The sequence below is a fragment of the Streptomyces sp. NPDC001315 genome, assembly GCF_042896175.1.
Taxonomy (GTDB): Bacteria; Actinomycetota; Actinomycetes; order Streptomycetales; family Streptomycetaceae; genus Streptomyces.
This window is the reverse complement of the sequence record NZ_JBIAWZ010000023.1, coordinates 18,684-45,660: the sequence shown is the minus strand read 5'-3', so window position 1 is coordinate 45,660 and position 26,977 is coordinate 18,684. Positions and strand designations below refer to the sequence as shown.

The 26,977-nt window shown below is 71.1% G+C and carries 26 protein-coding genes; 14 read left to right on the top strand and 12 right to left on the bottom strand.

All coding sequences use genetic code 11. From position 1 onward, the window contains the following. The first annotated feature begins 21 nt into the window (after positions 1 to 21). A complete protein-coding gene (locus ACFY16_RS36485; RefSeq protein ID WP_390651510.1) occupies positions 22 to 756 on the top strand; it encodes a response regulator transcription factor in 735 nt (244 codons plus the stop codon). After that, a complete protein-coding gene (locus tag ACFY16_RS36480; protein ID WP_390651509.1) occupies positions 753 to 2,204 on the top strand; it encodes an ATP-binding protein in 1,452 nt (483 codons plus the stop codon). The genes ACFY16_RS36485 and ACFY16_RS36480 overlap by 4 nt, the downstream gene beginning before the upstream one ends. A 246-nt stretch (positions 2,205 to 2,450) precedes the next feature. Here the strand turns inward: ACFY16_RS36480 and ACFY16_RS36475 are convergent, their stop codons facing one another. Then, the gene (locus ACFY16_RS36475) at positions 2,451 to 4,232 is read right to left on the bottom strand and encodes an ABC transporter ATP-binding protein (protein ID WP_390651508.1); all 1,782 of its coding nucleotides are present in this window, start codon (positions 4,230 to 4,232) and stop codon (positions 2,451 to 2,453) included. Positions 4,233 to 4,867: 635 nt separating this feature from the next. Beyond that, the gene (locus tag ACFY16_RS36470; protein ID WP_390651507.1) at positions 4,868 to 6,673 is read right to left on the bottom strand and encodes a bifunctional metallophosphatase/5'-nucleotidase; all 1,806 of its coding nucleotides are present in this window, start codon (positions 6,671 to 6,673) and stop codon (positions 4,868 to 4,870) included. A gap of 228 nt (positions 6,674 to 6,901) precedes the next feature. Between ACFY16_RS36470 and mshD the strand changes: the two genes are divergently transcribed. Next, on the top strand, positions 6,902 to 7,828 hold the full coding sequence (mshD, locus tag ACFY16_RS36465) for a mycothiol synthase (RefSeq protein WP_390651506.1): 927 nt from the start codon (positions 6,902 to 6,904) through the stop codon (positions 7,826 to 7,828). 114 nt (positions 7,829 to 7,942) lie between these two features. Here mshD and ACFY16_RS36460 read toward each other — a convergent pair whose 3' ends face one another. The 6 genes from ACFY16_RS36460 to ACFY16_RS36435 all read right to left on the bottom strand — a co-directional run bounded on the left by ACFY16_RS36460 (position 7,943) and on the right by ACFY16_RS36435 (position 12,699). Next, positions 7,943 to 8,605: an ABC transporter gene (locus ACFY16_RS36460; RefSeq protein ID WP_390651505.1), complete on the bottom strand. Its 663-nt coding sequence runs from the start codon at positions 8,603 to 8,605 to the stop codon at positions 7,943 to 7,945. A gap of 25 nt (positions 8,606 to 8,630) precedes the next feature. Continuing rightward, positions 8,631 to 10,181 carry an ABC transporter permease gene (locus ACFY16_RS36455; protein WP_390651504.1) on the bottom strand — a complete coding sequence of 517 codons (1,551 nt, stop codon included), beginning with the start codon at positions 10,179 to 10,181 and terminating at the stop codon, positions 8,631 to 8,633. Further along, entirely contained in the window at positions 10,178 to 11,038 is an 861-nt protein-coding gene (locus tag ACFY16_RS36450; protein WP_390651503.1) for an ABC transporter ATP-binding protein, read from the bottom strand. Before ACFY16_RS36450 ends, ACFY16_RS36455 begins: the two co-directional genes overlap by 4 nt. A gap of 64 nt (positions 11,039 to 11,102) precedes the next feature. Further along, positions 11,103 to 11,303, bottom strand: a complete 201-nt coding sequence (locus tag ACFY16_RS36445) for a hypothetical protein (protein ID WP_390651502.1) — start codon at positions 11,301 to 11,303, stop codon at positions 11,103 to 11,105. Further along, entirely contained in the window at positions 11,300 to 12,160 is an 861-nt protein-coding gene (locus ACFY16_RS36440) for a zf-HC2 domain-containing protein (protein ID WP_390651501.1), read from the bottom strand. The genes ACFY16_RS36445 and ACFY16_RS36440 overlap by 4 nt, the downstream gene beginning before the upstream one ends. Next, entirely contained in the window at positions 12,157 to 12,699 is a 543-nt protein-coding gene (locus ACFY16_RS36435; protein ID WP_390651500.1) for an RNA polymerase sigma factor, read from the bottom strand. Before ACFY16_RS36435 ends, ACFY16_RS36440 begins: the two co-directional genes overlap by 4 nt. Before the next feature lie 137 nt (positions 12,700 to 12,836). Here ACFY16_RS36435 and ACFY16_RS36430 point away from each other — a divergent pair, with 137 nt between their 5' ends. The 9 genes from ACFY16_RS36430 to ACFY16_RS36390 all read left to right on the top strand — a co-directional run bounded on the left by ACFY16_RS36430 (position 12,837) and on the right by ACFY16_RS36390 (position 21,537). Beyond that, entirely contained in the window at positions 12,837 to 13,223 is a 387-nt protein-coding gene (locus ACFY16_RS36430; protein ID WP_351145249.1) for a GntR family transcriptional regulator, read from the top strand. Further along, the gene (locus tag ACFY16_RS36425) at positions 13,220 to 14,140 is read left to right on the top strand and encodes an ABC transporter ATP-binding protein (RefSeq protein WP_390651499.1); all 921 of its coding nucleotides are present in this window, start codon (positions 13,220 to 13,222) and stop codon (positions 14,138 to 14,140) included. The genes ACFY16_RS36430 and ACFY16_RS36425 overlap by 4 nt, the downstream gene beginning before the upstream one ends. Next, on the top strand, positions 14,137 to 15,012 hold the full coding sequence (locus ACFY16_RS36420) for a hypothetical protein (RefSeq protein ID WP_390651498.1): 876 nt from the start codon (positions 14,137 to 14,139) through the stop codon (positions 15,010 to 15,012). Before ACFY16_RS36425 ends, ACFY16_RS36420 begins: the two co-directional genes overlap by 4 nt. Then, entirely contained in the window at positions 15,009 to 16,016 is a 1,008-nt protein-coding gene (locus tag ACFY16_RS36415) for an ABC transporter permease (protein ID WP_390651497.1), read from the top strand. The genes ACFY16_RS36420 and ACFY16_RS36415 overlap by 4 nt, the downstream gene beginning before the upstream one ends. Before the next feature lie 158 nt (positions 16,017 to 16,174). Next, positions 16,175 to 18,517, top strand: coding sequence for an RNA degradosome polyphosphate kinase (locus tag ACFY16_RS36410; RefSeq protein ID WP_390651496.1), 2,343 nt, complete (start codon positions 16,175 to 16,177; stop codon positions 18,515 to 18,517). Continuing rightward, positions 18,498 to 19,604 (top strand): CHAD domain-containing protein, encoded by a 1,107-nt coding sequence (locus ACFY16_RS36405; RefSeq protein WP_390651495.1) that lies wholly within the window; start codon positions 18,498 to 18,500, stop codon positions 19,602 to 19,604. The genes ACFY16_RS36410 and ACFY16_RS36405 overlap by 20 nt, the downstream gene beginning before the upstream one ends. Positions 19,605 to 19,627: 23 nt before the next feature. Continuing rightward, a complete protein-coding gene (locus ACFY16_RS36400; RefSeq protein ID WP_390651494.1) occupies positions 19,628 to 20,053 on the top strand; it encodes an NUDIX hydrolase in 426 nt (141 codons plus the stop codon). A 373-nt stretch (positions 20,054 to 20,426) separates the two neighbouring features. Continuing rightward, positions 20,427 to 21,275 carry a hypothetical protein gene (locus ACFY16_RS36395; protein WP_390651493.1) on the top strand — a complete coding sequence of 283 codons (849 nt, stop codon included), beginning with the start codon at positions 20,427 to 20,429 and terminating at the stop codon, positions 21,273 to 21,275. 85 nt (positions 21,276 to 21,360) lie between these two features. Beyond that, a complete protein-coding gene (locus ACFY16_RS36390; protein WP_390651492.1) occupies positions 21,361 to 21,537 on the top strand; it encodes a hypothetical protein in 177 nt (58 codons plus the stop codon). Positions 21,538 to 21,560: 23 nt separating this feature from the next. Here the strand turns inward: ACFY16_RS36390 and ACFY16_RS36385 are convergent, their stop codons facing one another. Then, the gene (locus ACFY16_RS36385; protein WP_390651491.1) at positions 21,561 to 21,917 is read right to left on the bottom strand and encodes a metal-sensitive transcriptional regulator; all 357 of its coding nucleotides are present in this window, start codon (positions 21,915 to 21,917) and stop codon (positions 21,561 to 21,563) included. Positions 21,918 to 22,120: 203 nt separating this feature from the next. On the opposite strand from ACFY16_RS36385, the gene ACFY16_RS36380 reads away from it, so the two are divergent. Next, positions 22,121 to 22,741: a DUF47 domain-containing protein gene (locus tag ACFY16_RS36380; protein ID WP_390651490.1), complete on the top strand. Its 621-nt coding sequence runs from the start codon at positions 22,121 to 22,123 to the stop codon at positions 22,739 to 22,741. Between the two features lie 8 nt (positions 22,742 to 22,749). Then, positions 22,750 to 23,748 carry an anion permease gene (locus tag ACFY16_RS36375; RefSeq protein ID WP_390651489.1) on the top strand — a complete coding sequence of 333 codons (999 nt, stop codon included), beginning with the start codon at positions 22,750 to 22,752 and terminating at the stop codon, positions 23,746 to 23,748. Between the two features lie 264 nt (positions 23,749 to 24,012). Here the strand turns inward: ACFY16_RS36375 and pstB are convergent, their stop codons facing one another. The 3 genes from pstB to pstC are packed head-to-tail and all read right to left on the bottom strand — an operon-like array spanning position 24,013 to position 26,899. Continuing rightward, positions 24,013 to 24,789 carry a phosphate ABC transporter ATP-binding protein PstB gene (gene pstB, locus ACFY16_RS36370; RefSeq protein WP_390651488.1) on the bottom strand — a complete coding sequence of 259 codons (777 nt, stop codon included), beginning with the start codon at positions 24,787 to 24,789 and terminating at the stop codon, positions 24,013 to 24,015. A 41-nt stretch (positions 24,790 to 24,830) separates the two neighbouring features. After that, complete coding sequence (pstA, locus tag ACFY16_RS36365) at positions 24,831 to 25,895, bottom strand: phosphate ABC transporter permease PstA (RefSeq protein ID WP_390651487.1); 1,065 nt, start codon at positions 25,893 to 25,895, stop codon at positions 24,831 to 24,833. After that, positions 25,892 to 26,899 carry a phosphate ABC transporter permease subunit PstC gene (gene pstC, locus ACFY16_RS36360; RefSeq protein ID WP_390651486.1) on the bottom strand — a complete coding sequence of 336 codons (1,008 nt, stop codon included), beginning with the start codon at positions 26,897 to 26,899 and terminating at the stop codon, positions 25,892 to 25,894. The genes pstA and pstC overlap by 4 nt, the downstream gene beginning before the upstream one ends. Between the last annotated feature and the right edge of the window lie 78 nt (positions 26,900 to 26,977).

The window sequence follows — 26,977 nt, the reverse complement described above, 5'->3', positions numbered from 1 at the left end:
CCCATCCGAGGAACTCCGCCCATGAGCCCCGCCGAAGGCGACCGTGACACCCAGCGCATCCTGATCGTCGACGACGAGCCGGCGGTCCGCGAAGCACTCCAGCGCAGCCTCGCCTTCGAGGGGTACGACACGGAGGTCGCCGTGGACGGTGCGGACGCGCTGGAGAAGGCCACCGTGTACCGGCCCGACCTGGTCGTCCTCGACATCCAGATGCCGCGCATGGACGGCCTCACCGCCGCCCGCCGCATCCGCGGCGCCGGCGACACCACGCCCATCCTGATGCTGACGGCCCGCGACACGGTCGGCGACCGGGTCACCGGGCTCGACGCGGGCGCCGACGACTACCTGGTCAAGCCGTTCGAACTGGACGAGCTGTTCGCCCGGGTCCGCGCGCTGCTGCGCCGCAGCTCGTACGCGGCGGCGGTGCCGGGACCGGACCAGGGGGACGAGGCCCTCACCTTCGGCGACCTGCGCATGGATCTCGCGACGCGGGAAGTGACGCGGGGCGGACGCGCCGTGGAGCTGACCCGCACGGAGTTCACGCTGCTGGAGATGTTCATGGCGCACCCGCGCCAGGTCCTCACGCGTGAGCAGATCCTGAAGGCGGTGTGGGGCTTCGACTTCGAGCCCTCCTCCAACTCCCTCGACGTCTACGTCATGTACCTCCGCCGCAAGACCGAGGCGGGCGGCGAGCCGCGCCTCGTGCACACCGTGCGTGGTGTGGGGTACGTGCTCCGGCAGGGCGGCGCGGAGTGAGCCAGGTCGCACGCCGGTTCCGGACGCTGCCGATCCGGGCGCGGTTGTCGATGCTGGTCGCGGCGGCGGTGGCGTTCGCGGTGGCGGCGGTTTCGGTGACGTGCTGGTTCATCGTGCAGGGGAAGCTGTACGAGCAGGTCAACGAGGACTTGCGGAAGTCGAGGATGAAGGGGCCCGGGCAGGTCGTCCAGATGCAGGACGCGCTCACCAACTGCACCCAGACTCCGCGGACGAGCGACAACCCGTTCCGGAACAACCTCTACACCCAGGTCGTCCAGGCGAACGGCACCCCCTGCGTCCTTCAGGACTCCGAGGGCACGATCAAGGTCACCCACGCGGACAAGGACGTGATCAAGAACGGGAGCAGCGGCAAGGGCATCATCCGCAACGGCACCGACGCGGACGGCAACGCGGTACGCGTGATGACCACGCCTCTGCCCCTCGAGAACGCCGCCACAGGAGCACACTCCTACGGTGCCGTCATGGTCGCCGTCTCCCTGAAGGGCACCGAGTCCACCCTCAACGAGCTCGCCCTGGTCCTGCTCCTCGTCTCCGGCATCGGAGTCATCGGCGCCGGTGCCGCCGGTCTCGCGGTCGCCCGCGCGGGGCTGCGCCCCGTCGACAAGCTCACCGAAGCCGTCGAACACGTGGCCCGCACCGAGGACCTGGGCGTCCGCATCCCGGTGGAAGAGGACAGCGACGACGAGATCGCCCGCCTCTCCCGCTCCTTCAACTCGATGACCGCATCCCTCGCCAACTCCCGCGAACTCCAGCAACAGCTCATCGCGGACGCCGGCCACGAACTCCGCACCCCCCTCACCTCCCTCCGTACGAACATCGAACTCCTCACCCGCAGCGAGGAGACGGGCCGTCCCATCCCGGAGGCGGACCGCAAGGCGCTGCTCGCCTCGGTGAAGGCGCAGATGACGGAGCTGGCGTCGCTGATCGGCGACCTTCAGGAGCTGTCGCGTTCGGAAGGCCAGCGGGGTGAGCGCGTCCAGGTGGTCTCGCTGGAGGACACCGTCGAGGCCGCCCTGAGCCGGGCCCGCCTGCGCGGCCCGGAGCTGACGATCAAGTCGGTCGTCGAGCCCTGGTTCGTACGGGCGGAAGCGGCGGCGCTGGAGCGCGCCGTGGTCAACATCCTCGACAACGCGGTGAAGTTCAGCCCCGAGGCCGGCACGATCGAGGTGCAGCTCAGCGGCGGCGTCCTCACCGTCCGCGACCATGGCCCCGGCATCCCCGCCGACGAACTCCCGCACGTCTTCGACCGCTTCTGGCGCTCTCCGAGCGCACGCGCCCTGCCGGGCTCGGGCCTCGGCCTGTCGATCGTCGCCCGCACGGTGCAGCAGGCCGGCGGCGAGGTGAGCCTGGCCCGCGCGGAGGGCGGCGGAACCGTCGTGACGGTCCGGCTGCCGGGCTCGAAGACGCCGCCACCCGAGATTCCGTAACGGCGAACGCGACCGGCGACGGGGGACGGCCCTCGTGGTCGGGGTCCCCCTGGCCCTGACCGCCGCCGGCACCCTGGCCTACGGCACGGACTTCGGTCTACAAGTTCAGGAAAAGTGTCACACTGCCGGGCCCTGACGGGGTGTGAGCGTGAGCATGAATGGCTTCGAGCGGGAGTACGGGCGGCAAAGACGCATGTCCCGATGGCGGCTCGGCATTCTCGGCGCAGGCCCGTCCGATGCTCTCGCTCACGTCCGCAGGACCAATGTGTCGTCCGCCGCCTGCCCCGTCCCCGGGTTCCCGGGCCAGGGTGCCGCCAGCCTCGCGTAGGTTCCGCCGCGGGCGATCAGTTCGTCGTGGGTGCCGCTCTCCACGAGGTGGCCCTCGTCCACCACGAGGATCCGGTCGGCGTCCGGGGCCAGGCTAAGGTCGTGGGTGATCATGATGGTGGTGCGGCCGGACATCAGGCGGCGCAGGGGCTGGATCACCTGGCGGGCGGCGACCGAGTCGAGTCCGGTGGTCGGCTCGTCCAGGACGAGGACCGGGGCGGCGCGGAGCATCGCGCGGGCGATGGCGATGCGCTGGAGCTGGCCGCCGGAGAGGGCCGCCGTGCCGGGGGCGATGTGGGTGTCGTAGCCGTCGGGGAGGGTGGCGACGAAGTCGTGGGCCGCGGCGGAGCGGGCGGCTCGTTCGATCTCCGTGTCCGTCGCGCCCGGTCGGCCGCACTCGATGTTCTCGCGGATCGTGCCGTTGAGGATGAGGGTCTCCTGGGGAAGCAGTGCCACGTTCTCCCGCAGGAACTCCAGGGGTACGTCCGTCAGCGGGGCTCCGTCCAGGCAGATCACGCCCGAGGAGGGGTCGTAGAAGCGGGTGAGGAGCTTGGACAGGGTTGACTTGCCCGCCCCGCTCGCGCCGGTGACCAGGATCAGCTCGCCCGGGCCCGCCGTGAACGTCACGTCGCCGAGGGAGGGGCGGGGGGCGCCCGGGTAGGTGAAGGAGACGTCGTGGAAGCTGACCCAGCCTCGGACGGGCCAGGCGGGCAGCGGGTCGATGGGGTCGCTGACCGCGGGTTCGGCGTCGAGGATCTCGCCGATGCGGTCGGCGCCCGCGGTGGCCGCGGTGACGGTGAGGCCGAGCTGGCCGAGATTGCGGATCGGCGGGTAGAGGTAGCCGACGAAGGCCGCGAAGGCGAGCAGGGCACCCAGGGTCATCCGGTCGGCGGAGATCTCCCAGACGCCCAGGCCGATCACCGCGAGGACGCAGAGGGTCTCGACGACCTCCACGAACTGTTCGTACATCTCGCTCAGCCGTGCCCCCCGCACGCCGGCCCGCATCCAGGCGCGGGCCTCGCGGTCCAGACGCCGCTCCTCGTCACGACGGCGGTTGTAGGCCTGGGTCAGGACGATGTTGCCGAGCGACTCCTCGACGACCGAGGTGATCGCGCCGTCGGCGACCCGCTCGTCCTGGGACGCCTGCTTGATGCGGCCGGAGAAGCGGCGGGCGGCGAGGAGGAAGAGGGGGGCCAGGACGAAGGTGGCCAGGGCCAGGTCCCAGCGGAGCCACAGCGCGGCCACCGCGTAGAAGACCGCTGAGAAGGCGGCCGAGATCGTGCCGACCACCCCGGAGACGACCAGCTGTTCGATGGCCTCCACGTCTCCGGTCAGGCGCTCCACCAGGTCGCCCTGACGGTGCTTCTGGAAGAAGTGCGGTGGCAGGTCCTGGACGTGGCGGAAGACGCTCGCGCGCAGGCGCAGGACGAATCTCTCCGCCGTCCAGGTGGCGAGCGAGTTGCCGAGGTAGCCGACCAGCGCGCCGAGCGCGGCCACGCCCAGCCAGGCTCCGGCCGGACCCCAGAAGGCGGAGAGCGAGCCGGCCTTCAGGGCGTTGTCGGTGAGCTGGGCGAACAACAGGATGGAGGCGGTCTCGGCGAGCGCGGACACCACCACGCACCCCACGATCACCAGCATCCACCCGCGGTCACCGCGGGTCAGCGGCCAGAAGCGGCGGAAGGCCTCGCGGGCTTCCCTCATGTCGACGACTCCCTCTGCGTGGTGTGGGGGCATGGCTGAGGCGGGGTCATCGGTTGAACGAGCGTGCTCGACTGACCGGTGACCCCGCCTCGGGGCGTGCCTCAGGCCTTGTGCGCGACCGGGCGGCGCTTCGGGGCCGGCTTCTTGGCCGCGGGCTTCGGGGCCGGGGCGGCGGGCTTGTGGGCCTTCTTCACCGGGGCGATCTTGTGGAAGCTCATGGGAGTTTTCCTCTCTACTGCGGTTCTGCAACAGTCCCTCTATCGATCTGCTGCAATTCTCTTTGATTTGCTTGTGTTAAATCTTGGTAAGCCTGACATCAGCCCTTGTGGGCCTTCTTCACCAGGGCGATCTAGTGGAAGCTCATGACTGTCTCCTACTGTTGCCGTTTCCCTCTGCCTGCCGTTCGCGTTCTTCGCTTTCGCATCGTTCGCTCTCGACACGGAAAACATTACGACACCGGGAAGCCGCAAATCGCCAATTCCGCTGAGACCTCGATGAAATGCGTCTGAAGCCATTTTCAGGAGACGCCTGGAACCGAACCCGTATTCACACAGAATTTATTACGGGCAGCAAAAGGGCCCGGGACGTACGCCGCGCGTACGTCCCGGGCCTCTCACTCAGCCGAAGGCCGGTGCTTACTGCACGATCGCGATCCGGTTCGCCACCGGCGGCGCGATCGGGCTCGTGGCCGAAGAGTTGGCCGTCAGGTACTGCGCCAGCGCCGTCAGGTCATCGGTGCCGACGAGGTCGCCCGTGCCCTGGCCCAGCGTGGTGAAGCCGTCGCCGCCGCCCGCGAGGAAGCTGTTCGTCGCGACGCGGTAGGTGGCCGCCGGGTCGATGGCCGCACCGTTCAGCTTGATGGAGTCGGTCACGACACGGTCGGCGCCCGTCTTCGTCAGGTCCAGCGTGTACGTCAGGCCCGACGAGGGCTGCAGGATCTTCGGCGAGGCGGCGTTCGTGCCGCTCACCTGCTCCTTGAGGACCTGGATCAGCTGGGCGCCCGTGAAGTCCTGGAGGTTCACGGTGTTGGCGAACGGCTGCACCGTGAATCCCTCGGCGTACGTCACCACGCCGTCGCCCTCGGTGCCCTTGGCCGCGTACGTCAGACCCGCGCGGACACCGCCCGGGTTCATCAGCGCCAGGTCGGTCTCCGGGTCAAGCTCCTTGCCGTACGCCAGCTGCGCGTCCGCGATCAGGTCGCCCATCGGGGACTCGGTGCCGGTGCTGGGGACGTCGGCGGAGATGTAGCCGATCGCACGGTTGCCGACGGGGGCGGCCAGGGTGTTCCACTTGCTGATCAGCTCGGTCATGTCGGCCGCCTTGGCGACGTCCCGGGTGACCACGTGGTTCGCGGACTTGACGGACGTACGGGCGATGTCGCCGGTGAAGCGGTCGTACGTCAGCGTGGTGTCCGTGTACAGGCGGCCGAAGGACGCGGCCGAGGTGACCATGCGCGGCTTGCCCGCCGGGTCGGGGATCGTGCACACGTACGCCGCGTGGGTGTGGCCGGTGACCAGCGCGTCCACCTTCGGCGTGATGTTCTTGGCGATGTCGACGATCGGGCCGGAGATACCGTCACCCGCACCCGGCGAGTCACAGTTGTAGTTGTACGAGCCCGAGGCCGGCAGTCCGCCCTCGTGGATCAGCGCGACGATCGACTTCACGCCCTGCTTCTCCAGCACCTTGGCGTACTTGTTGATCGTCTCGACCTCGTCCTTGAACTCGAGGCCCTTGACGCCGTCGGCGGAGACGACACCCGGGGTGTTCTCCAGGGTCACGCCGATGAAGCCGATCTTGACGCCGTTCTTCTTCCACACCGTGTACGGCTTGAGGATCGGCTTGCCGGTCTTCTCGTCGAGGACGTTCGCCGCGAGGTAGGGGAAGTCGGCGCCCTCGAACTTGTCGTCCGTGTAGCAGCCGGCCGTCGGGTGGCAGCCACCGTTCTGGAGGCGGGCCAGTTCCGTGGCGCCCTCGTCGAACTCGTGGTTGCCGACGGACGTGACGTCCAGGTCGAGCTTGTTCAGCGCCTCGATGGTGGGCTCGTCGTGGAAGAGGCCCGAGATCAGCGGGGAGGCGCCGACCATGTCGCCGCCGGCCGCGGTGATCGAGTAGGCGTTGCCCTTGCGGGCCTCGCGCAGGTGCGTCGCGAGGTACTCCACGCCACCCGCGTCGATCGTCTTCGTCGTGCCGTCGGCCTGCGTCTCGGTGACGCGGCCGGAGGAACCCGACGGCGGTTCGAGGTTGCCGTGCAGGTCGTTGAAGGACAGCAGCTGGACGTCCTGGTAACGGCTCGGCTTCGCCTGGCCGGGCTCGCCCGACTCGTGCGCGTCCGCCGGGAGCGCGGCGGCCAGTGCTCCGGCGGTGGCGAGACCGGCGGCGGCCGCCAGAAGCCGGTACGTACGGCGTCTGCGGCTGGGGTACGACTGAGGTGTGGCTGGCATACGCCCCCCTGTGGCTGATGTGCGTCCACCGGGCCGTCGTGGCCCCGTGGGTCTGCTGAGGATGTGGCCCCGTCCGGCGCAGCCTAGGGTCAACGCGCGTAGCACGACAGGGGGTTCATGGTTACATCCTGGTTTCCCTTTGCCCTCTCCTTTGCCGTCTCCTCAGCCTTCTCCTTTGGCCTCTCCCCTGCCGCCACTTTGCCGCGCACTCCCTTTACCCTCATACGCATGACCAGCGACGACACCGAGCGGTTCCCCGGCTCCCGATCCATCGAGACCCTCTCCGCGCTCTCCCCGGAGCAGACCGACGCCGTGCTCGCACTCCTCGCGGAGGCCGCCCGGAACGACGGCCAGCAGGCGGTGTCCGAACAGGGACGGCTGCAACTGCGCGGCGGCGCCCGCGAGGGCGTGTCCCATCTGCTGCTGTCCGTGGGCGACGAACTGGTCGGCTACGCGCAGCTGGAGGACACCGACCCGGTGGAGGCGCCGGCCGCCGAGATGGTCGTACACCCCTCGCACCGCGGGCACGGGCACGGGCGGGCGCTGGGCTCGGCGCTGCTCGCCGCTTCGGGGAAGCGGCTGCGGGTATGGGCGCACGGCGGCCACTCCGCCGCACGGCACCTGGCCCAGGTCCTCGGGCTCACCCTCTTCCGCGAACTGCGCCAGATGCGGCGCTCGTTGACGGACCTCGACCTGCCCGACCCGGTCCTCCCCGAGGGCGTGAGCGTCCGCACCTTCGAGCCCGGCACCGACGACGCGGCCTGGCTCGCCGTGAACTCCGCCGCCTTCGCCCACCACCCCGAACAGGGCTCCCTCACCCAGCGCGACCTCGACGACCGCAAGTCCGAGCCGTGGTTCGACCCCGCCGGCTTCTTCCTCGCCCTCCGCGGGGACCGGATCGTCGGCTTCCACTGGACCAAGGTCCACGCCGAGGAGCGGCTCGGCGAGGTCTATGTCCTCGGTGTCGCCCCCGGCGCGCAGGGCGGCGGCCTCGGCAAGGCCCTCACGACGATCGGCCTGCGGCATCTCGCGGCGCAGGCGTTGCCTACGGTGATGCTGTACGTCGACGCCGACAACAAGGCAGCGGTGTCCGTCTACGAGCGGCTGGGGTTCCTCACGCACGAGACGGATCTGATGTACCGCACGGAGACGTGAGCGGCGTTCATCGGCACCCGGCGCCGGTGCGGGCGTCGCCGGGGGCTGCCGCCCCCGGGCCCCCGCTGTCGGCCTGAACGGCCTCGTCCTCAGTCGCCGGACGGGCTGAGTTCTCTACCGAGCCGCGCCGAAAAGCAGGCGCCCGCCTCGGCGAAAGCCGTGCCCCCGCCGCAGCGGCTCCGGCATGCACACCATCACCACCACCCCCGCGAGCACCAACAGCCCCGCCCATCGCTCGTGCGCGTCCTCCCACCGCTTGTCGCCCACCGCCGCCAACAGCGTCCATCGCGCAGGGAGCAGCAGCGTCGGCACGGTCAGTGCGCCGGCCAGCAGGCCGGTCGCGACGGCGGTGCCCGGCCGGGCCTCGTCCGAGAACCGGACGACGGTCGCGGCGGCGGCCAGGGCGAGCGCGGCACAGGCGGCCGCCTCCAGGGTGACGGCGCCCACCGGGGGCCGCGCCTCCCTCGGTACGAGCAGCAGCGCGACCGTCCACCACAGCGCGGCGACCGGGGCGGCCAGGGCCAGCCGCAGTCCGCTGCGCACCGGCCGGCCTACCGGCACCGACGCGGTGGTGTGCCGGGCCGGGTCGTCCAGCAGGAACGCCAGGCCCAGGCCGAGGCAGAGCGCGGCGGCCCGCAGCAGGCTGAGGCACAGCCACGGGTCGGGCGCGTCGGACAGCAGACGCGGGAGGCCGACGAGCAGCAGCCCGAAACCGCCGGTCGCGGTGAGGGCCGTCCAGGGCAGTGTGCGCCAGACGGGGCGGAGCAGGGCGCGCATCACGGCGTACTCCTTCAGTTCATTCCTACTCCCCGCACTCGTCACCGGTCTCCGCCCCCTTCGCCGGCGCCTTCACGTCCAGCAGTTCCGCCACCCGTGTGAGCGACGTCTTCGGTGAGGTCAGCTCCGTCCAGTGGGCCTTCACCTTGGCGGTGACGCCGTAGCGGGGCTGCTGGAGCAACTGCCGTACGACGTCGGTCTGTCCGGTGCTCATGAAGACGCCGTTCGTGGGTGTCAGCGCGAGCGCGGAGCCCGTGACGCTGTCGTCGAGGCGGACGTTGCGGAACGCGGTCATCGGTTCGGACTCCGCGCCCAGCGCCAGCCACATGATCGTCACGGCGCGGGCGTCGCACACCTCACCGCCGGACTTCTCGTCGCCCGCCACCAGCACCGAGGCGACGCCGACCTCGAACTCGGGGATCCGGTTGCCGCCCCAGGCGGTGCCGACGGTGACCTGGCCGGGCTCGGTGAGCGGGTCGATCGCGGCGTCGTCCGCCGGGCCGTAGCGGGCCTCGACGCGCTGCCGTACGGTCAGCCGCGCGCTTCCGGCGGCGCCGCCCGCGAGCTTCTGCACCCGGTCGACCGCGGCGGCCCAGTCGGTGGTGCGGCCGGTCCACTCGGGGAAGGCGCAGTACGTCGAGGTGCCGTGCGCGACGCACGACTGGAGCCGCTCGGGGTGGGTGGACGCCTCGGCTCGGGCGGCCGTCAGTGCGGCCGAGTCGCCGGGGGCCTGACCGACGGCACCCGCGGCCGTGACGGCGAGGGCGACGACGGCCGCGGTCCTGACCAGCCGCGTGCGTCCACCGCTCAGCAGCACCGCGCCGCAGAGCAGGAGGGCGATCAGCCCCGCCAGGTACAGCGCGTGCCAGGCGGCCGGGCGGCCGATCAGGTCGGACGGGAGGGGGTCGGCGCCGGTCTCGGTGACGGTCGGCGACAGCCAGCGCAGCCAGTGTGCGCTGCCAGTGCTTTCCGACACGAGGGTGAACAGGACGTAGGCGCCGACGACGAAGAGGGAGGCGGCGAAGGAGGACGGGATCACCCGGGCGAGCAGGACGCCGACGACGCCGAACAGGAGCACGATGAGCGGGCCCACGGCCAGTTCGAAGAACGAGCCGTGGCCGGCCGCGCCCGGCTTCAGCGCCGCCCCGGTGAACTCGACCGCGACGACGAGCGCGGTGACCACGGCGTACGGCACGACGGACAGGGCGTGCGCGACCGTGCGCCGCCAGGGCTCCATGGGCAGGACGCCGTCGTGCCGGTCGGTGCCGTTGCGGCGGGAGCGCAGCGCGGCCCGGTTGACGCAGACGAGCAGCGCGATGCCGAGGAGCGGCGGCATGCTCTGCGTACCGCGGTCGACGTCCTGGAGGGCCGGGTAGGCGTCCATGCCCTCGCGGCCCGAGAACAGCTGCCAGCCGGTGTATCCGACGTACAGGAGGAGGAGGGCGAACACCGGTATGTACTGGAGGAGTTCGCGGGCCTCGAAGCGGGCGAGGGCGAGGACGGCCGCCGCGCGCCTCGGGGCGGGGGCGGGCTCGACGGCCGTGGGGGCCGTTTCCATGACCGCGGTGGCGCTCATGCGGCCACCTCCGCCGGCTCGCCGTCGAGGGTGAGCAAGTAGCCGTCCTCCAGGGACGGTTCGAGGAGATCGGCGCCTTCGGGCGGGTCGCCGACGTTACGGAAGGTGCCCAGGCCCGTACGCCATCCCGCCCGAGCCCCCGGGTCCCGCTCGGCGCTGCTCCACACCCGGCCCGCCGCCTGCGCGGTGAGCTCGGCGGGGGTGCCCTCGAAGCGGACGCGACCGCGGGCCATGACGATCACGCGGTGGCAGAGCATCGCCACGTCCTCGGTCTGATGGGTGGACAGCAGGACGGTCCGGCCCTCGCCGGCCTGGGCGATCAGCTCCCGGAACCTCATGCGCTGTTCGGGGTCCAGGCCGACGGTCGGCTCGTCGAGGACGAGGAAACCGGGGTCGCCGACGAGGGCGGCGGCGAGTGCGACGCGCTGCCGCATTCCGCCGGACAGCCGCTTGATGCGCTTGCCGCGTACGTCCGACAGGTCGACGGCGTCGAGCACCCGCCGCACCTCGCGGTGCCGGGCGCCGCGGTCCGTCAGTTCCTTGAGGATCGCGACGTAGTCGACGAACTCGAAGGGGGTGAAGTCCGGGTGGAACCCGGGGGTCTGCGGCAGGTATCCCAGGGCGCGGCGGACGTGCTGCCGCCCGGCCGCGGTGCCCGGGTCGTGCCCGAGGACGGTGAAGGCGCCCCGGTCGGCGGGGACGGCGGTGGCGAGCACCCGCAGCAGGGTGGTCTTTCCGGCCCCGTTGGGCCCGAGCAGCCCGGTCACCCCTTCGGTGAGCCGCAGCGAGACGTCGTCGAGGGCCGCGGTGCCGCCGTAGCGAAGGGCCAGCCCCGCGGCGGAGACGGTGGGAGTCATAGGGCGCTCCTGTGGAAGAGGCGGATCAAGTCGGAGTGGTCGGAGAAAGGGGCTGCCGTCAGGCTCACCCGTCGCCCCCGCTGTCAGTGTCGGAGCTGTCGGACGTCCGACCGGTGCGGGGCGCCGGGCCGGTCAGGAGCAGGCGGAGGAGTTCGGCGGTCCACAGGGCGACCGCCCCGGCCGCCAGGGCAGCCGCCTTGAGCAGCAGTACGAGCCGCTTGCGGCGCCGCGCGCCGGGCGTCATCGCCGGAAGGGACTCCGTCACAGCGCACCCCCGCCCGAGGAGCCCCCGAACAGCACCCGCGTCGACGACGAGTCGAACCGGTCGCGGGCCGTGTACAGCAGCCCGGCGGCCAGCGCGGCGACCCCGGCCGCGACGCCCTGCCCGGCCGCGGTGAAGGGCGCGAGCGTCCCGCTGCCGTGCCGGGAGGCCTCCGCCACCAGGAGCAGCGCGGTCCACGCTCCGCCGACCAGGGCGGGCGCGAGGACCGGGCCCAGTCGAGCCGTCAGCGCGAGTCCGGCCGCGGTCAGCGCGAGTGCGGGCAGCAGCCAGGCCAGCGCCGCCAGCCCGTACGACGGGAGGGCGAGCGTCGCCAGGCCGTTGAGCGCGAGGCCGACGGCCAGCACGGCGACCGTGCGCGTCAGCAGCAGCCGGAACCCGTGCAGCGGTGCGACGACGGCCATCTCGTACGTCGGGTCCAGCGCGGGCCCGAACGACAGCGCGACCCCGGCGAGCGGCAGCAGTGGTGCGAGGACGAGGAACATCGTGGGCGAGTCGGCCGTGTAGACGGCCCCCACGGTCATGACCAGCAGGAGCACGACCGAAGCGAGCCAGGAGCGGCGCAGCACGGGTGTGGCGGTGAGCAGCCGGGCCGTGTGGTCGGCGACGCCGGTCCGTACGAGCAGCGACTCGACGAACCCCGGCCTGGGCGCGTCGAGTTCGGCGTCGAGCCGCTCCCAGCCGGCGTCCAGCGCGACGGGATCACCGACCCGCGCGAGCAGGGCGCGGCAGTCGGCGCAGGCCGCCAGGTGCGTGTCGGCGGACCACAGCCGCGGCGCCGCCAACTCACCCTGTACGTAAGCCCGGAGGTCGTCCTCGGGCACATGCCAGGTCGTACTCATGCCAGCGCCTCCCGCAGTTGCTTGCGGGCGCGCAGTGCCCGCGTCTTGACCGTGCCGGGCGGGATGCCGAGCAGCACGGCCGCCTCCCGGGTGGTGAGCCCGTCGATGACCGTCGCCTGGAGGACGGCCCGCAGTTCGGGCGAGAGCCGGGTGAGGGCCCCGGCGAGGTCCCCGTGCTCCACCCCCGCGAGCACGCGTTCCTCCGCCGAGGCCTCGTCCCGGTGCCGCAGCCGCGCCAGCGTCTGCCGCAGCCGCCCCCGCGCCCCGTCACCGCGCAGCGCGTCGACCAGCCGCCGCGACCCGATACGCCACAGCCAGCCGGCCACGTCTCCCTCCTCGCGGTAGCGGGCGGTCCCCCGCCACACCGCGAGAAACGTCTCCTGTACGACGTCGTCGACGATCCCGGCGTCGGCGCACCGGCCGCGCAGCCGTGCGCTCAGCCACGGCGCGAACCGCCGGTACAGCTCTTCGAAGGCGCGCCGGTCCCCGTCCGCCGCGATGGCCCGCAGCAGCTCCCCGTCGCTTCTCGTTTCGCTCACGTCTCCTCATCGGACGAGCCCTGCCGATCGGTTCACTCGATCGCCCCTGACTTTCCGGCTTCTTTTTCCGGCTTGACTTTCCGGATCATCTTCCACCACCCTTTCACTACTCAATTAGTGAAAGGGTGGTTGTACGGGTGGTCGAGTACCGCATCGACCGGCGCTCCGGCGTCGCCACCTATCTGCAGATCGTCCAGCAGACCAAACAGGCCCTCCGGCTGGGCCTCATCGAGCCCGGCGACAAGCTCCCCACGGCCCGCGAGGTCGTGGAGGCCACCGCCATCAACCCGAACACCGTCCTGAAGGCCTACCGCGAGCTGGAGCGCGAGGGCCTGGTCGAGGCCCGCCGCGGCCTCGGCACCTTCGTCCGCCGCACCCTCGGCGCCCACCCGGCCGACACGCCCCTGCGCAGCGAACTCGACGCATGGGCGCAGCGGGCCAGGGAAGCGGGCCTCGACCGCGAGGACGTGGACGCGCTGTTCGGCTCCGTACTGGACGCACATTTCCCGAAGGGGGACCAGTGAGTTCCACCCGCACCACCCCGGCCGTCGCCCTGGAGGCGTCCGGACTCGGCAAGCGCTACGGCAGGCGGGGCGCCGCCGCCCTCGACGACTGCTCCTTCCGGCTCCCGGCCGGCCGGATCAGCGCCCTGGTCGGCCCGAACGGGTCCGGGAAGTCGACCCTGCTGGCGATGGCGGCCGGCCTGCTGCGCCCCACCTCCGGCGCCCTCACCGTCCTCGGCGGGACCCCGGGCGAGCACCGCGACCGGGTCGCCTACCTCGCCCAGGACAAGCCCCTGCACCCCCAGCTCACCATCGCCGAGACCCTGCGCATGGGCGCCGAGCTCAACCCGGGCCGCTGGGACGGCGCCCACGCCGCCGCGATCGTCGAGCAGGGCTCCCTCGATCCCGGCAAGCGGATCCGCCGGCTCTCCGGCGGCCAGCGCACCCGGGTCGCGCTCGCCCTCGCGCTCGGCAAGCGGCCCGAGCTGCTGCTGCTCGACGAGCCGATGGCCGACCTCGACCCGCTGGCCCGCCACGAGCTGATGGGCACGCTGATGGCGGACGCCGCCGAGCGCGGCACCACCGTCCTCGTCTCGTCGCACATCGTCGCCGAACTCGCCGATGCCTGCGACCACCTGCTGCTCCTGGGCAACGGCCGCATCCGGCTCGGCGGCGGCATCGACGACCTGCTCGCCGCCCACACCCTGGTGACCGGGCGCGGCACCCCCGCCGACCTCGCTCCCCACACGGTGGTCGAGTCCCGCGCCACCGGCCGCGGCGTCACCGCTCTGATCCGCCGCGAAGGCCCGGTCGGCGACGGCTGGGCGACCGCGGAGCCGTCCCTGGAGGCGCTGCTCCTCGCCCACCTCCGCTCCCCCGGCGCCCCGGCCCTGCTCACCCCGGGCACGACCTCGCGCATGTCGACGGTCAAGGCATGAGCGCGACGGCTCTCTCCGTGTCCCCGACGGCCTCGCGCTCCCCGCGCCGCACCCTCGTGCGACCCCGCGGCCTCGTCTGGACCGTGCTCCGCCTGCACCGCGCCGCGTTGTGGACCTGGCTCGCCTTCGTCGTGGTCACGGCGGGCCTGCTGCTGTGGCTGTACGGGCCGGGCGCGACGGCCGCCCAGCAGGAGTTCGACCGGTACGGGTACTACGTGCCGAACGGCTGGAGCTCGGCGAAGAACGCGTACGACCTCCTGTTCTACCGCCCGGCCGGCTTCATCCGCGTGGCCACCTTCGCCGTCCCGCTGTTCGCGGCGAGCGCGCTGGTCGGCCGCGAGCTGGAGTCCGGGACCGCGCCGCTCGCCTGGACCCAGTCCGTCTCCCCGGCCCGCTGGCTGGCCGTGAAGCTGGCCGTGCCCGCCGTCGCGATCGCCGCCGGCACGGGACTGCTCGTGGTGCTCTACCGGCTGCTGTGGACCGCTCACAACGGGCTCCTGTACGCCGGTCACGCCCCGCAGGAGCTCTACTTCCGGATCGGCCCGGCCACCGTCGCCTACCCGCTGCTCGGTCTGGCCGTCGGCGCACTCGCCGGACTGCTCGTCGGGCGGGCGCTGCCCGCACTGGCGGTCGCCGTCGCCGTCCAGTACGTGATCACGTCGCTGCACGACCACCTGTGGCCCTTCCAGCACCTCGCGCTCTTCACCTCCTTCCCGGAGCTCGCCGTGCGCGGCGGCGCGCACCGCACCTACCTGCCGTCCCCCGAGTACTGGCCCCGCCAGCTCCTGGAGACCGGCGTCGTCCTGGCCCTCACCGCGCTCGTCGTCGCCGTGTCCCTCCGCGTCCTGCACAAGAAAGTGGCCGCCGCATGAGCACCCTCTCCGTACCGGCCGCCCCGGCCCGCTCGCCCCGCCTGTCCGGACCGACCTGGCTGGTCCTGCGCCTGCACCGGCCCGCGCTGCTCGTCTGGGCGCTCGTGGTCGTCGGCGGCGCCGCCCTGACGCTGTGGCTGGGCGGCCCGCTCACCGACGCCTCGGCCGAGGCCTGGCGCCAGTACAACGCCTGTCCGCAGCCGGCCTGCTCGTACGACCAGAACGCCGTCACCACCTACAAGTCGGTCGCCCTGTACGCCGCCTTCGTCGTGGCCCTCGCGCCGCTCGCCGTCGCCGCCTGGGCGGGCGGTGCCCTGTTCGGGCGGGAGGTGGAGGACGGCACGGCGCAGCTCGCCTGGACCCAGTCCGTCTCCCCGGCCCGCTGGCTGGCCGTGAAGCTGGCCTGGCCGGCCGCGCTGATCGTCGTAGGCCTGACGCCGCTCGCTCTGCTGTACCACCGGGCGTGGTCCGCGGGGCAGGGCCGGATCGACACCATCAAGCCGTGGACCGACGTCCTCACCTACACCGCGAGCGGTCCGGTCCCGGTCGCCGTCGCCCTGTTCGCCCTCGCCTTCGGTGCCGTCGCGGCCCTGCGGCTGGGCCGTGCACTGCCCGCGCTGGGCGTGACCGGCGCGGCCTCCTTCGGCGTCTGGAGCATCGCCGAGGCCCTGCGTGTCCGCCTGTGGCCGACCGTGACGCGCGTCGCCGGCCTCAGAAGCGAGTCGATCCCCGGCACCTCCCGGGCCGAGACCGTCGAGCGGGGCATCGTCACCTCGGGCGGCACGCACGTCGCCGGCGACTCCAGCTGCTTCATCCCCGACTACAAGGACGCCCCCGGCTGTGCCACGAAGCTCGAACAGCTCCACGCCACGGGCTACTACGCCGACGTCCACCCCTACTCCCACTTCTGGCCCCTCCAGCTCATGGAATCCGGGGTCGTGCTCGCCTTCGCCGCGGTGACGGCGTTCGTCGCCTTCCGGCTGCTGCGTCGCCGGACCGCCTGAAACGAGCTCTCGTCGGCACATTCCGTACGGGGGACGGGGTGTGCCCTCATCCTCCTACGCGGCTCCCGGTGCCGTGGACGCCCGGGAGCCGTGTCCCGATATCCCGCACGCCATGTCTCCGTAACCATCGGTTCAGACGAGCTTGCGACGCTCGATCAATGAACCCCGCCGTGCCCGAGCCTTCGCCGCCCCCCGAGGACGACGCCGCCGCGCTCCCGCCCGCACAATCCGACGCGCCGGTCAGGCTGCTGGCGCGGAAGAATGGGTTTATGAGCCAGCCAAACGCCCAGGCAGAGGTCCAGCACGCACAGCCCTCCGTGGGCTCCATAGCCGCGCACCGCCCGCACACCGTGGCGGCCGCGGTCTCCGACCTGGAACCCGACATCGATGCCGACCTCGATGCGTACGAGGAGTCGCCGCACGACGGGCCGCAACTGCCGCAAGGTCGTTTCCTCGACCGTGAGCGCAGCTGGCTCGCGTTCAACGAGCGCGTCCTCGAACTCGCCGAGGACCCGAACACGCCCCTCCTCGAACGGGCGAACTTCCTGGCGATCTTCGCCAGCAATCTGGACGAGTTCTTCATGGTCCGGGTGGCCGGTCTGAAGCGCCGTATCGCCACCGGCGTCGCCACCCGCTCCGCCTCCGGACTCCAGCCCCGCGAGGTGCTGGAGATGATCTGGGCCCGCTCCCGCGAGCTCATGGCCCGGCACGCCGCCTGCTACCACGAGGACGTCGCCCCCGCCCTCGCGGAGGAGGGCATCCACCTGGTCCGCTGGGGCGAGCTGACGGAGAAGGAGCAGGCGCGCCTCTTCACGCTCTTCCGCCACCAGATCTTCCCGGTGCTGACCCCCCTCGCGGTCGACCCGGCACACCCCTTCCCGTACATCTCCGGCCTGTCCCTCAACCTGGCCGTCGTCGTACGCAACCCGGTCAGCGGTCACAAGCACTTCGCCCGAGTGAAGGTGCCGCCGCTGCTGTCCCGCTTCCTGGAGAGCTCCCCCGGCCGCTACGTGCCCATCGAGGACGTCATCGCCGCCCACCTGGAGGAGCTGTTCCCGGGCATGGAGGTGCTGGAGAGCCACGCCTTCCGCCTCACCCGCAACGAGGACCTGGAGGTCGAGGAGGACGACGCCGAGAACCTCCTCCAGGCGCTGGAGAAGGAGCTCATGCGGCGCCGCTTCGGGCCGCCGGTGCGCCTGGAGGTCGAGGAGTCCATCGACCGCGAGGTGCTCGACCTCCTGGTGCGCGAGCTGAAGATCAGCGAGGCCGAGGTGTACCCGCTGCCGGGTCCCCTGGACCTCACGGGCCTCTTCCGTATCCACGGCCTCGACCGTCCCGAGCTGAAGTACCCGAAGTTCGTGGCGGGCACCCACCGCGACCTGGCGGAGGTCGAGTCCGCGTCGGCGCCGGACATCTTCGCCGCCCTGCGGCAGCGGGACGTGCTCCTGCACCACCCGTACGACTCCTTCTCGACGTCCGTGCAGGCCTTCATCGAGCAGGCGGCCGAAGACCCGGACGTCCTCGCGATCAAGCAGACCCTGTACCGGACCTCCGGCGACTCCCCGATAGTCAACGCACTCATCGACGCCGCCGAGGCGGGCAAGCAGGTCCTCGTCCTGGTCGAGATCAAGGCCCGCTTCGACGAGCACGCCAACATCAAGTGGGCGAAGAAGCTGGAGGAGGCCGGCTGCCACGTCGTGTACGGCCTCGTCGGCCTGAAGACCCACTGCAAGCTGTCCCTGGTGGTCCGCCAGGAGGGCGAGACGCTGCGGCGCTACAGCCACGTCGGCACGGGCAACTACCACCCGAAGACGGCCCGCCTCTACGAGGACCTGGGCGTGCTGACGGCGGACCCGCAGGTCGGCGCGGACCTCTCCGACCTGTTCAACCGCCTCTCCGGCTACTCCCGCCGCGAGACCTACCGCCGCCTCCTCGTCGCCCCCAAGTCCCTGCGGGACGGGCTGATCGCGCGCATCAACAAGGAAGTCCAGCACCACCGCGCCGGACGGCCGGCCCACGTCCGCATCAAGGTCAACTCGATGGTGGACGAGGCGATCATCGACGCGTGCTACCGCGCGTCCCAGGCGGGCGTGCCCGTCGACATCTGGGTGCGCGGCATCTGCGCGGTGCGCCCGGGCGTCACGGGCCTGTCGGAGAACATCCGGGTCCGCTCGATCCTCGGCCGCTTCCTCGAACACTCCCGCGTGTTCGGCTTCGGCAACGGCGGCGAGCCCGAGGTCTGGATCGGCAGCGCCGACATGATGCACCGCAACCTCGACCGCCGTATAGAGGCCCTGGTCCGGGTCACCGACTCGGCCCACCGGGCGTCCCTCAACCGGTTGCTGGAGACCGGCATGTCCGACTCCACCGCGTCCTGGCACCTGGGCCCGGACGGCGAGTGGACCCGGCACGCGACCGACGCGGACGGACAGCCCCTGCGCAACGTCCAGGAGATGCTCATAGACGCCCGGAGGCGCCGGCGTGGCACAGCAACACCTTGACCCGACGGACCCCACAGCCGCCGGGCCCGTGACCGGAGACGCCCTCGCGCGCTACCTCCGGTCCCAGGCCACGGAGTTCCTCCGCGCCCTGCGCCTGCACCGGGAGACCGGCGGCAGTGGGGGTGCCCCCGGTCGAGCGCAGCCGCGACCGGGGGACAACGGCGCGGAGGGGTCCGCCGACGCGGCCCTGGCCCTGCGCCAGTCGGCCCGCCGCATCAGCGGCAGCCTGCACACCTATCGCCCCCTCCTGGACCCCGCCTGGGCGGAGGACATCCGCCCGGAACTGGCCTGGCTGTCCGGCACCTTGGCACTGGAGCACGCGTACGAGGCCCGCCTGGCACGGCTGTTGCTCGCACTGCACCGGTTGTCGGGGGCGGCTGTGTTTCCGGCCCAGACGGTCGGCACGGCGCCGGCCGGCACCGCGGGCCCGGATGCCCCACCCTCCGACGCGACAGAACGCGGCAACCTCACCGTAGGCGCGGCGAAAGCAGGCGCCCTGCTCGAACGCCAGCTCACACTCGCCCGGACCCGGGCCCACTCCACGGCCCTGCAAGCTCTCGGCTCGTCCCGCTTCCACGCCGTCGCGGACAAACTCGCCGTACTCGCCAGCGACGTCCCCCTCACCCTGACCGCCCCCACCACCGACCTGCGCCCCCTCGCCGCCGCGGCCGAAGAGCGCCTCACGGACGCCGTCACCACCCTCCCCCTCGTCACCGCGGGCCACCCCTACAACGCGGAGGCCCTGATCCACGGCCTCTCCCCGGACCCGGCCCCCCACCCCCAGGACGGCCCCTGGCACCAGGTCCGCCTGCTGCTGCGCCTGCACCGCTACGCCCGCGAGGTCCTGGCCCCGCACGGCGGCTCCCCCCTCCACGTACGCGTGCTGTCGGCCGGCCAGGCCCTCAACCGGCATCGCGACGCCTCGGAGGCCGCCGCGGCGGCGGCCCAGGCGGCCCGTACGCCACGCATCGCCCCGGCGACGGCGTACGCGCTCGGCGTGCTCCACGCCGACCAGCGGCACGAGGTCGAGGCGGCCAGGTTCGCGTTCCAGCAGGCGTGGCAGAAGCAGACCGTCACCACGTCCTGACGCACAGGGAGGCCGAGCACACGGTGACAGACATCGACGACGACAGCACCGTCCAGGCGGCCGGCTGCGTCCTGTGGCGCCGCTCCCCGTTCGACGGGCAGCTGGAGCTCTGCCTGGTGCACCGGCCGAAGTACGACGACTGGTCGCATCCCAAGGGCAAGCTCAAGCGCGGCGAGGAACACCTCGCCGCCGCGCTGCGCGAGGTCGAGGAGGAGACGGGCTACACCGCCGAGCCCGGCCCGCCGCTGCCGACCATGTACTACCTCGCCAACGGCCGCCCGAAGCGGGTCCGTTACTGGGCGGCCGAGGCCGTCTCCGGCGTGTTCGCCCCGACCCACGAGGTGGACCGCATCCTGTGGCTCTCCCCCACCGCGGCCCGCAACCGCCTCACCCAGCCCCGCGACCGAACCCTGGTCGACAACCTGCTGGCGACCGTACGCCACGCCTGACCGCCTGACCCGGCGCCGCCGGAAAACGAACGGGCTCAGCCGGCCGGCACATGCCCCTCCGCGTCCGCCCGGGCCAGACTCCGTGCCCGGCGGGCCGGACCGCGCCAGCCGCAGGTGCAGCGGGCCACGCAGAAACGCCCCTGTTCAGCCGTCGTCGTTCGATGTCCCGGCAATTCCCGGATGAAGTCCGGCACCTCCTGCTGCGCCACGCAGACAACGTTACCCAGGCTTGGTAAAGGGCTCGTATGGCGCCCGTGAGGGCTTGGCACCGGCCCCGGCAGCCCACGGCGCGCGTGACCGGCGTCACCTACCCGTCGTTAACCGGAACGACAGGGGGCCCGTGACGGACGTACCGGCTGGGGGTAGGCAGGCGATGGCGGCAAGGCAGCGGCGGCACAGCCGGACGGCGGGCGGGACCGCGGTGGCGGGGCTCGTGGTCTGGATCTGTGTGGGGGCCACCGGATGTTCCTGGAGCGGTGCCGCCGCCGAGGACGCGCGGGGCGCCGGCGATCCCGTCGAGACGCTGCGGCACGCCGCCGACCGGCTGGTGGACGCGGGCAGTTCCAAGGCGCGTACGTCGATGGAGATGGCCACCGGCGGCACCCGCGTCACCATCCGCGGCGAGGGCGGCTACGACTACCGCAGACAGCTCGGCCGGCTGAAGGTGCTGCTGCCGCAGGACCCGGCCGGACAGAGCGAGCACCGGCCCATCACCGAACTCCTCGCACCGGGCGCCCTGTTCATGAAGAACAGGGGCGCGGGAGTGCCGGACGACAAATGGGTCCGGGTGGAGACGGCGGGCCTGTCCGACGGGAACCTGGTGACGGGCGGGGCCACCGATCCGTACGCCGCCGCCGAGGTGCTGCGCGGGACGCTGGCGGCGACGTACCTGGGCCGGACCGAGGTCGCGGGGACCGAGGTGCGGCACTACCGGGGCACCGCCGACCTCAACCAGGCGGCGAAACACGCCTCGGCCGGCGGCCGGGAGTCACTGCGGGCGGCAGCGAAAGGGTTCGCCACGGCCGAGGTTCCGTTCGACGTCTACCTCGACGACCAGGGGCGCATCCGCAAGGTCCGGCAGCGGTTCAGCTTCGTCAACGGCCGGCAGAAGGACGCCGTGGCGGTCGCGTCGACGACACTGCTCTACGACTTCGGGGCCCCCGTGGACGTACGGCTGCCGGCGGCCGGGGACATCTACGCGGGAACGATCGCCGAACAGTGAGACGTGAGAACTAGCCCGTCCGTGCCATGCGCGGTGCGTAGGCCGCTCCCTACTCTAGGAAGTCGGTGACGGCAGAGATGAGGTGATGCGCGTGGCTCCGGTCGGCGGTACGGCAGTTCAGGACCACGTGGCCCTCGCCGAGATCGAACTGTGCGGAGAACTGATCATCGCGGCGTCGGCCGCCGACGAGGACCGGCTCAGCCTGGAGAGCATCGACGAGGTGCTGCGGGTGGCCGAGGAACGGAACACCCGCGGCGGCTGAGCACCGGCCCCGCACGGCGGCGGTCAGGTACGCAGCAGCCGGCCGATCGCCTTCGTCGCCTCTTCCACCTTGGCGTCGATCTCGGCACCGCCCTTGACGGCGGCGTCTGCGACGCAGTGCCGCAGGTGTTCCTCCAGGAGCTGCAGGGCGAAGGACTGCAGGGCCTTGGTGGAGGCGGACACCTGGGTGAGTATGTCGATGCAGTAGACGTCCTCGTCGACCATGCGCTGCAGACCGCGGATCTGGCCCTCGATCCGGCGCAGGCGCTTTAGGTGCTCGTCCTTCTGCTTGTGGTATCCGTGCACGGTCGCTTCGGGTACGACTGTTTCGGGTTCGGCTGCTTCGGAGGGCGCCGTCGCGCCGGCCTCGGTGGTCGTCATCGCGTCCTCCCGCTGACTGATACCCCTGGTGGGTATATGGTAACGAACTTTGCTGGGTATGAGGCCCCGTGCCCATGGCGGTACCGGGCCCCGTGCCGACCACTCTGCCCGATGGGCGACACTGGAGGACGGCCCATTAGCCGTGGCCGGATGATGCGCCTAGCATCAGCCTGACCGAAACCGATGCATCCCGAGGACCACACGTGCGCTTTCGTCTGACCCCCAGGGAGACGAGCTTCTACGACATGTTCGCCGCGTCCGCGGACAACATCGTCACGGGCTCGAAACTCCTGATGGAACTGCTCGGGGCGGACGCTTCCGCCCGGGCCGAGATCGCAGAGCGTATGCGGGCCGCGGAACACGCCGGTGACGACGCCACGCACGCGATCTTCCACCAGCTGAACTCCTCGTTCATCACGCCCTTCGACCGCGAGGACATCTACAACCTCGCGTCCTCCCTCGACGACATCATGGACTTCATGGAGGAGGCCGTCGACCTGGTCGTCCTCTACAACGTGGAGGAACTGCCGAAGGGCGTCGAGCAGCAGATCGAGGTGCTGGCCCGGGCGGCGGAGCTCACCGCCGAGGCCATGCCGAACCTCCGGACCATGCAGAACCTGACCGAGTACTGGATCGAGGTCAACCGCCTCGAGAACCAGGCGGACCAGATCCACCGCAAGCTGCTCGCCACCCTCTTCAACGGCAAGTACGACGCGATCGAGGTGCTGAAGCTGAAGCAGATCGTGGACGTGCTGGAGGAGGCGGCGGACGCCTTCGAGCACGTCGCCAACACGGTGGAGACCATCGCGGTCAAGGAGTCCTGAGCCAGTCCATGGACACCCTCGCTCTGGTCGTGACCATCGCGGTCGCGCTCTTCTTCACGTACACCAACGGCTTCCACGACTCCGCCAACGCGATCGCGACGTCTGTCTCGACCCGGGCGCTGACTCCCCGCGCGGCTCTCGCCATGGCCGCGGTCATGAACCTCGCCGGTGCCTTCCTGGGCAGCGGGGTCGCCAAGACCGTCAGCGAAGGCATCATTCAGACACCCGAGGGCTCGAAGGGGATGGGCATCCTCTTCGCGGCGCTGGTCGGCGCGATCACCTGGAACCTGATCACCTGGTACTTCGGTCTGCCCTCCTCCTCCTCCCACGCGCTGTTCGGCGGCATGGTCGGCGCGGCGCTCGCGGGCGGTACGACGGTCTACTGGAGCGGGGTGCTGGACAAGATCGTCATCCCGATGTTCCTGTCCCCGGTCGTGGGCCTGATCGTCGGCTACCTGGTCATGACCGCGATCATGTGGATCTTCCGCAAAGCCAACCCGCACAAGGCCAAGCGCGGTTTCCGCATCGCGCAGACCGTCTCGGCGGCAGGCATGGCCCTCGGCCACGGCCTCCAGGACGCCCAGAAGACGATGGGCATCGTGGTGATGGCGCTGGTCATCGCCGACGTCGAGGACTACAGCGACCCGATCCCGGTCTGGGTCAAGCTCGTCTGCGCGATGATGTTGTCCCTGGGCACGTACGCCGGCGGCTGGCGCATCATGCGCACCCTCGGCCGCAAGATCATCGAACTGGACCCGCCGCAGGGCTTCGCCGCGGAGACGACCGGTGCGTCGATCATGTTCACCACGGCGTACCTCTTCAAGGCGCCCATCTCCACGACCCATGTCATCACCTCGGCGATCATGGGCGTCGGCGCGACGAAGCGCGTGAACGCGGTGCGGTGGGGCGTCGCCAAGAACATCGTCCTGGGCTGGTTCATCACGATGCCGGCGGCCGCGCTGGTGGCTGCGGCGTCGTACGGGGTTGTGAACCTGGCGTTCCTGTAGCGGCCGGGGGTGGGCCGCGCGGCCCGTCGCTTACGGGGTGTCGAACGCCTCACTTCAAAGCGCCGGTCAGCAAAGCTCCCAGCGACATCTCGGCCCGTCCGGCGATCGAGGACGAGGCCGTCAAGGCCGAAACGGCGTCCGGGGCGCAGCCCCGGGGGGCCGACGACGATGGGCCCGCCCCCCGGGAGCCAGGGGGCGGGCCCATTTTGACCTCGCGGTGGCACCGCCATGCAGCACCGCGAGGGGTCCTTTCGGAGCGTCGGCCTAGCCGAAGCGGCCCGAGATGTAGTCCTCGGTCGCCTGGACCGACGGGTTGGAGAAGATCCGCTCCGTGTCGTCGATCTCGATGAGCCTGCCGGGCTGACCGACCGCCGCGAGGTTGAAGAACGCCGTACGGTCCGAGACGCGCGCCGCCTGCTGCATGTTGTGCGTCACGATGACGATCGTGAAGCGCTCCTTCAGCTCACCGATCAGGTCCTCGATGGCGAGGGTGGAGATCGGGTCGAGGGCGGAGCAGGGCTCGTCCATGAGCAGGACGTTCGGCTCGACAGCGATCGCGCGGGCGATGCACAGCCGCTGCTGCTGACCTCCGGAGAGACCCGAGCCGGGCTTGTTCAGGCGGTCCTTCACCTCGTTCCAGAGGTTCGCGCCCTTGAGCGACTTCTCGACGATGTCGTTCAGCTCGCTCTTCTTGAACTTGCCGTTCAGGCGCAGCCCCGCCGCCACGTTGTCGAAGATCGACATCGTGGGGAAGGGGTTCGGACGCTGGAAGACCATGCCGACCTCGCGCCGCACGGACACCGGGTCGATGCCGGCGCCGTACAGGTCCTCGTCGTCCAGCAGCACCTTGCCCTCGACGCGGCCGCCGGAGGTGACCTCGTGCATACGGTTCAGCGTGCGCAGAAACGTCGACTTGCCGCAGCCCGAGGGGCCGATGAAGGCCGTCACCGAGCGGGGCTCGACCGTCATCGAGATGTCTTCGATCGCCTTGTGGGAGCCGTAGTAGGCGGTGAGTCCGCTTACGTCGATTCGCTTGGCCATTACTACTTCACTTCCAGAGTCTTCAGTCGCCGATGGCCGCGTCAGCGACCGGTCTTCGGGGCCTTCCAGCGGGCGATGCCGCGGGCCACCAGGTTCAGGATCATCACGAAGGCGATCAGCGTCAGCGACGCCGCCCAGGCACGGTCGTACGCCGCCGTCGATCCACCACTCTGCGAGTACTGCTGGTAGATGTACAGCGGCAGCGAGGCCTGCGCCCCCTCGAAGGGGTTGGCGTTGATGAACGGGTTGCCGAACACCAGCAGCAGCACCGGCGCGGTCTCGCCCGCGATACGGGCGATCGACAGCATGATGCCGGTGGTGATGCCGCCGATCGAGGTCGGCAGGACCACCTTCAGGATCGTGCGCCACTTCGGGACGCCGAGCGCCAGGGAGGCTTCGCGCAGCTCGTTCGGGACGAGCTTGAGCATCTCCTCCGTGGAGCGGACGACGACCGGCATCATCAGGATCGCCAGGGCGAGCGAGCCGGCGAAGCCGAAGGGCTGCATGTCGAACATCAGCATGAGGCTGAGGATGAACAGACCCGCGACGATCGACGGGATGCCCGTCATGACGTCGACGAAGAAGGTGACGGCCGTGGCGAGCTTCCCGCGCCCGTACTCGACGAGGTAGATCGCGGTGAGCACGCCGATCGGCGCACCGATCGCGGTGGCGAGGGCGACCTGCTCGAGGCTGCCGAGGATGGCGTGGTAGATACCGCCGCCCGGCTCGGAGTCGGCGACCACACCCATGGAGTGGGTCAGGAAGTAGACGTCGAGGACCTTCACACCGCGCTGCACGGTCACCCAGATCAGGGAGACCAGCGGGACCAGGGCGATCAGGAAGGAGACCCAGACGAGCGAGGTCGCGATGCGGTCCTTGGCCTGGCGGCGGCCCTCGACGCGCGCGGCGATGCCGTACGTGCCGAAGACGAACAGGAGCGCGGCGATCAGACCCCACTGGATGTGACTGTGCAGGTCGGCGGCGAGGCCGATGACGACCGCGAGGGCGAGGGAGCCCGCGGCGATGGCCCACGGCGACCACTTGGGGAGGCTGGCGCCGCGCAGCGTGCTGGGCTGCTTGTCGGCGACGACGGCTGCGTGGCTCATGCGTTGGCCCCCGAGTACTCCTTGCGGCGGGCGATGATCATGCGGGCCGCGCCGTTGACCAGCAGCGTGATGACGAACAGGACCAGACCGGAGGCGATGAGCGCGTCACGGCCGAACTCCGTCGCCTCGCTGAACTTGCTGGCGATGTTCTGGGCGAACGTACCGCCGCCCGGGTCGAGCAGGCTGGCCTGGATGTCGAAGCTCGGCGACAGCACGGTGGCGACAGCGATCGTCTCGCCGAGCGCACGCCCGAGGCCGAGCATCGAGGCGGAGATCACGCCGGAGCGGCCGAAGGGCAGCACCGACATACGGATGACCTCCCAGCGCGTGGCACCGAGGGCCAGCGCGGCCTCCTCGTGCATCTGCGGGACCTGGCGGAAGACCTCGCGGCTCACGTTGGTGATGATCGGCAGGATCATGATCGCGAGCAGGATGCCGACGGTGAGCATCGAGCGCGGGGCGCCTTCTTCCCAGGAGAAGATGCCGGTCCAGCCGAGGTAGTCGTTGAGCCAGCTGAACAGACCGTTCATGTGCGGCACGAGGATCAGGGCGCCCCACAGGCCGTACACGATGGACGGTACGGCGGCGAGCAGGTCGATCACGTACGCGATGGGGCCGCTCAGCTTGCGCGGGGCGTAGTGCGTGAGGAAGAGCGCGATGGCGACGGCGATCGGGACCGCGAGGAGCATGGCGACGATCGAGGAGACGATCGTGCCGAAGGCCAGGACGGCGATGCCGAAGACCGGCTGCTGGAGGCCGGTGTTCCACTCGAAGGTGGTGAGGAAGTTTCCGTGGTCCTTGCTGATGGCGAGCGAGGCGCGGTAGCTGAGGAAGACCGCGATCGCGGCCATGATCACGAGCAGCAGGATGCCCGACCCGCGGGACAGACCGAGGAAGATGCGGTCACCGGGCCGGGTGGCGCCGCGGGCGGCGCGCTTCTGCTCGCCCACGGAGGGCTGGGGCGTTGGAGGTGGAGCCTGTGTTTTCTGTGTCGATATATCCATCGGGTTCTCCGGTCTGCGGAGCCGCTCGGTCGGAGCGGCTCGGCGGAGCCGTCCGTGCGGGACGGCTCATGGCGGCGG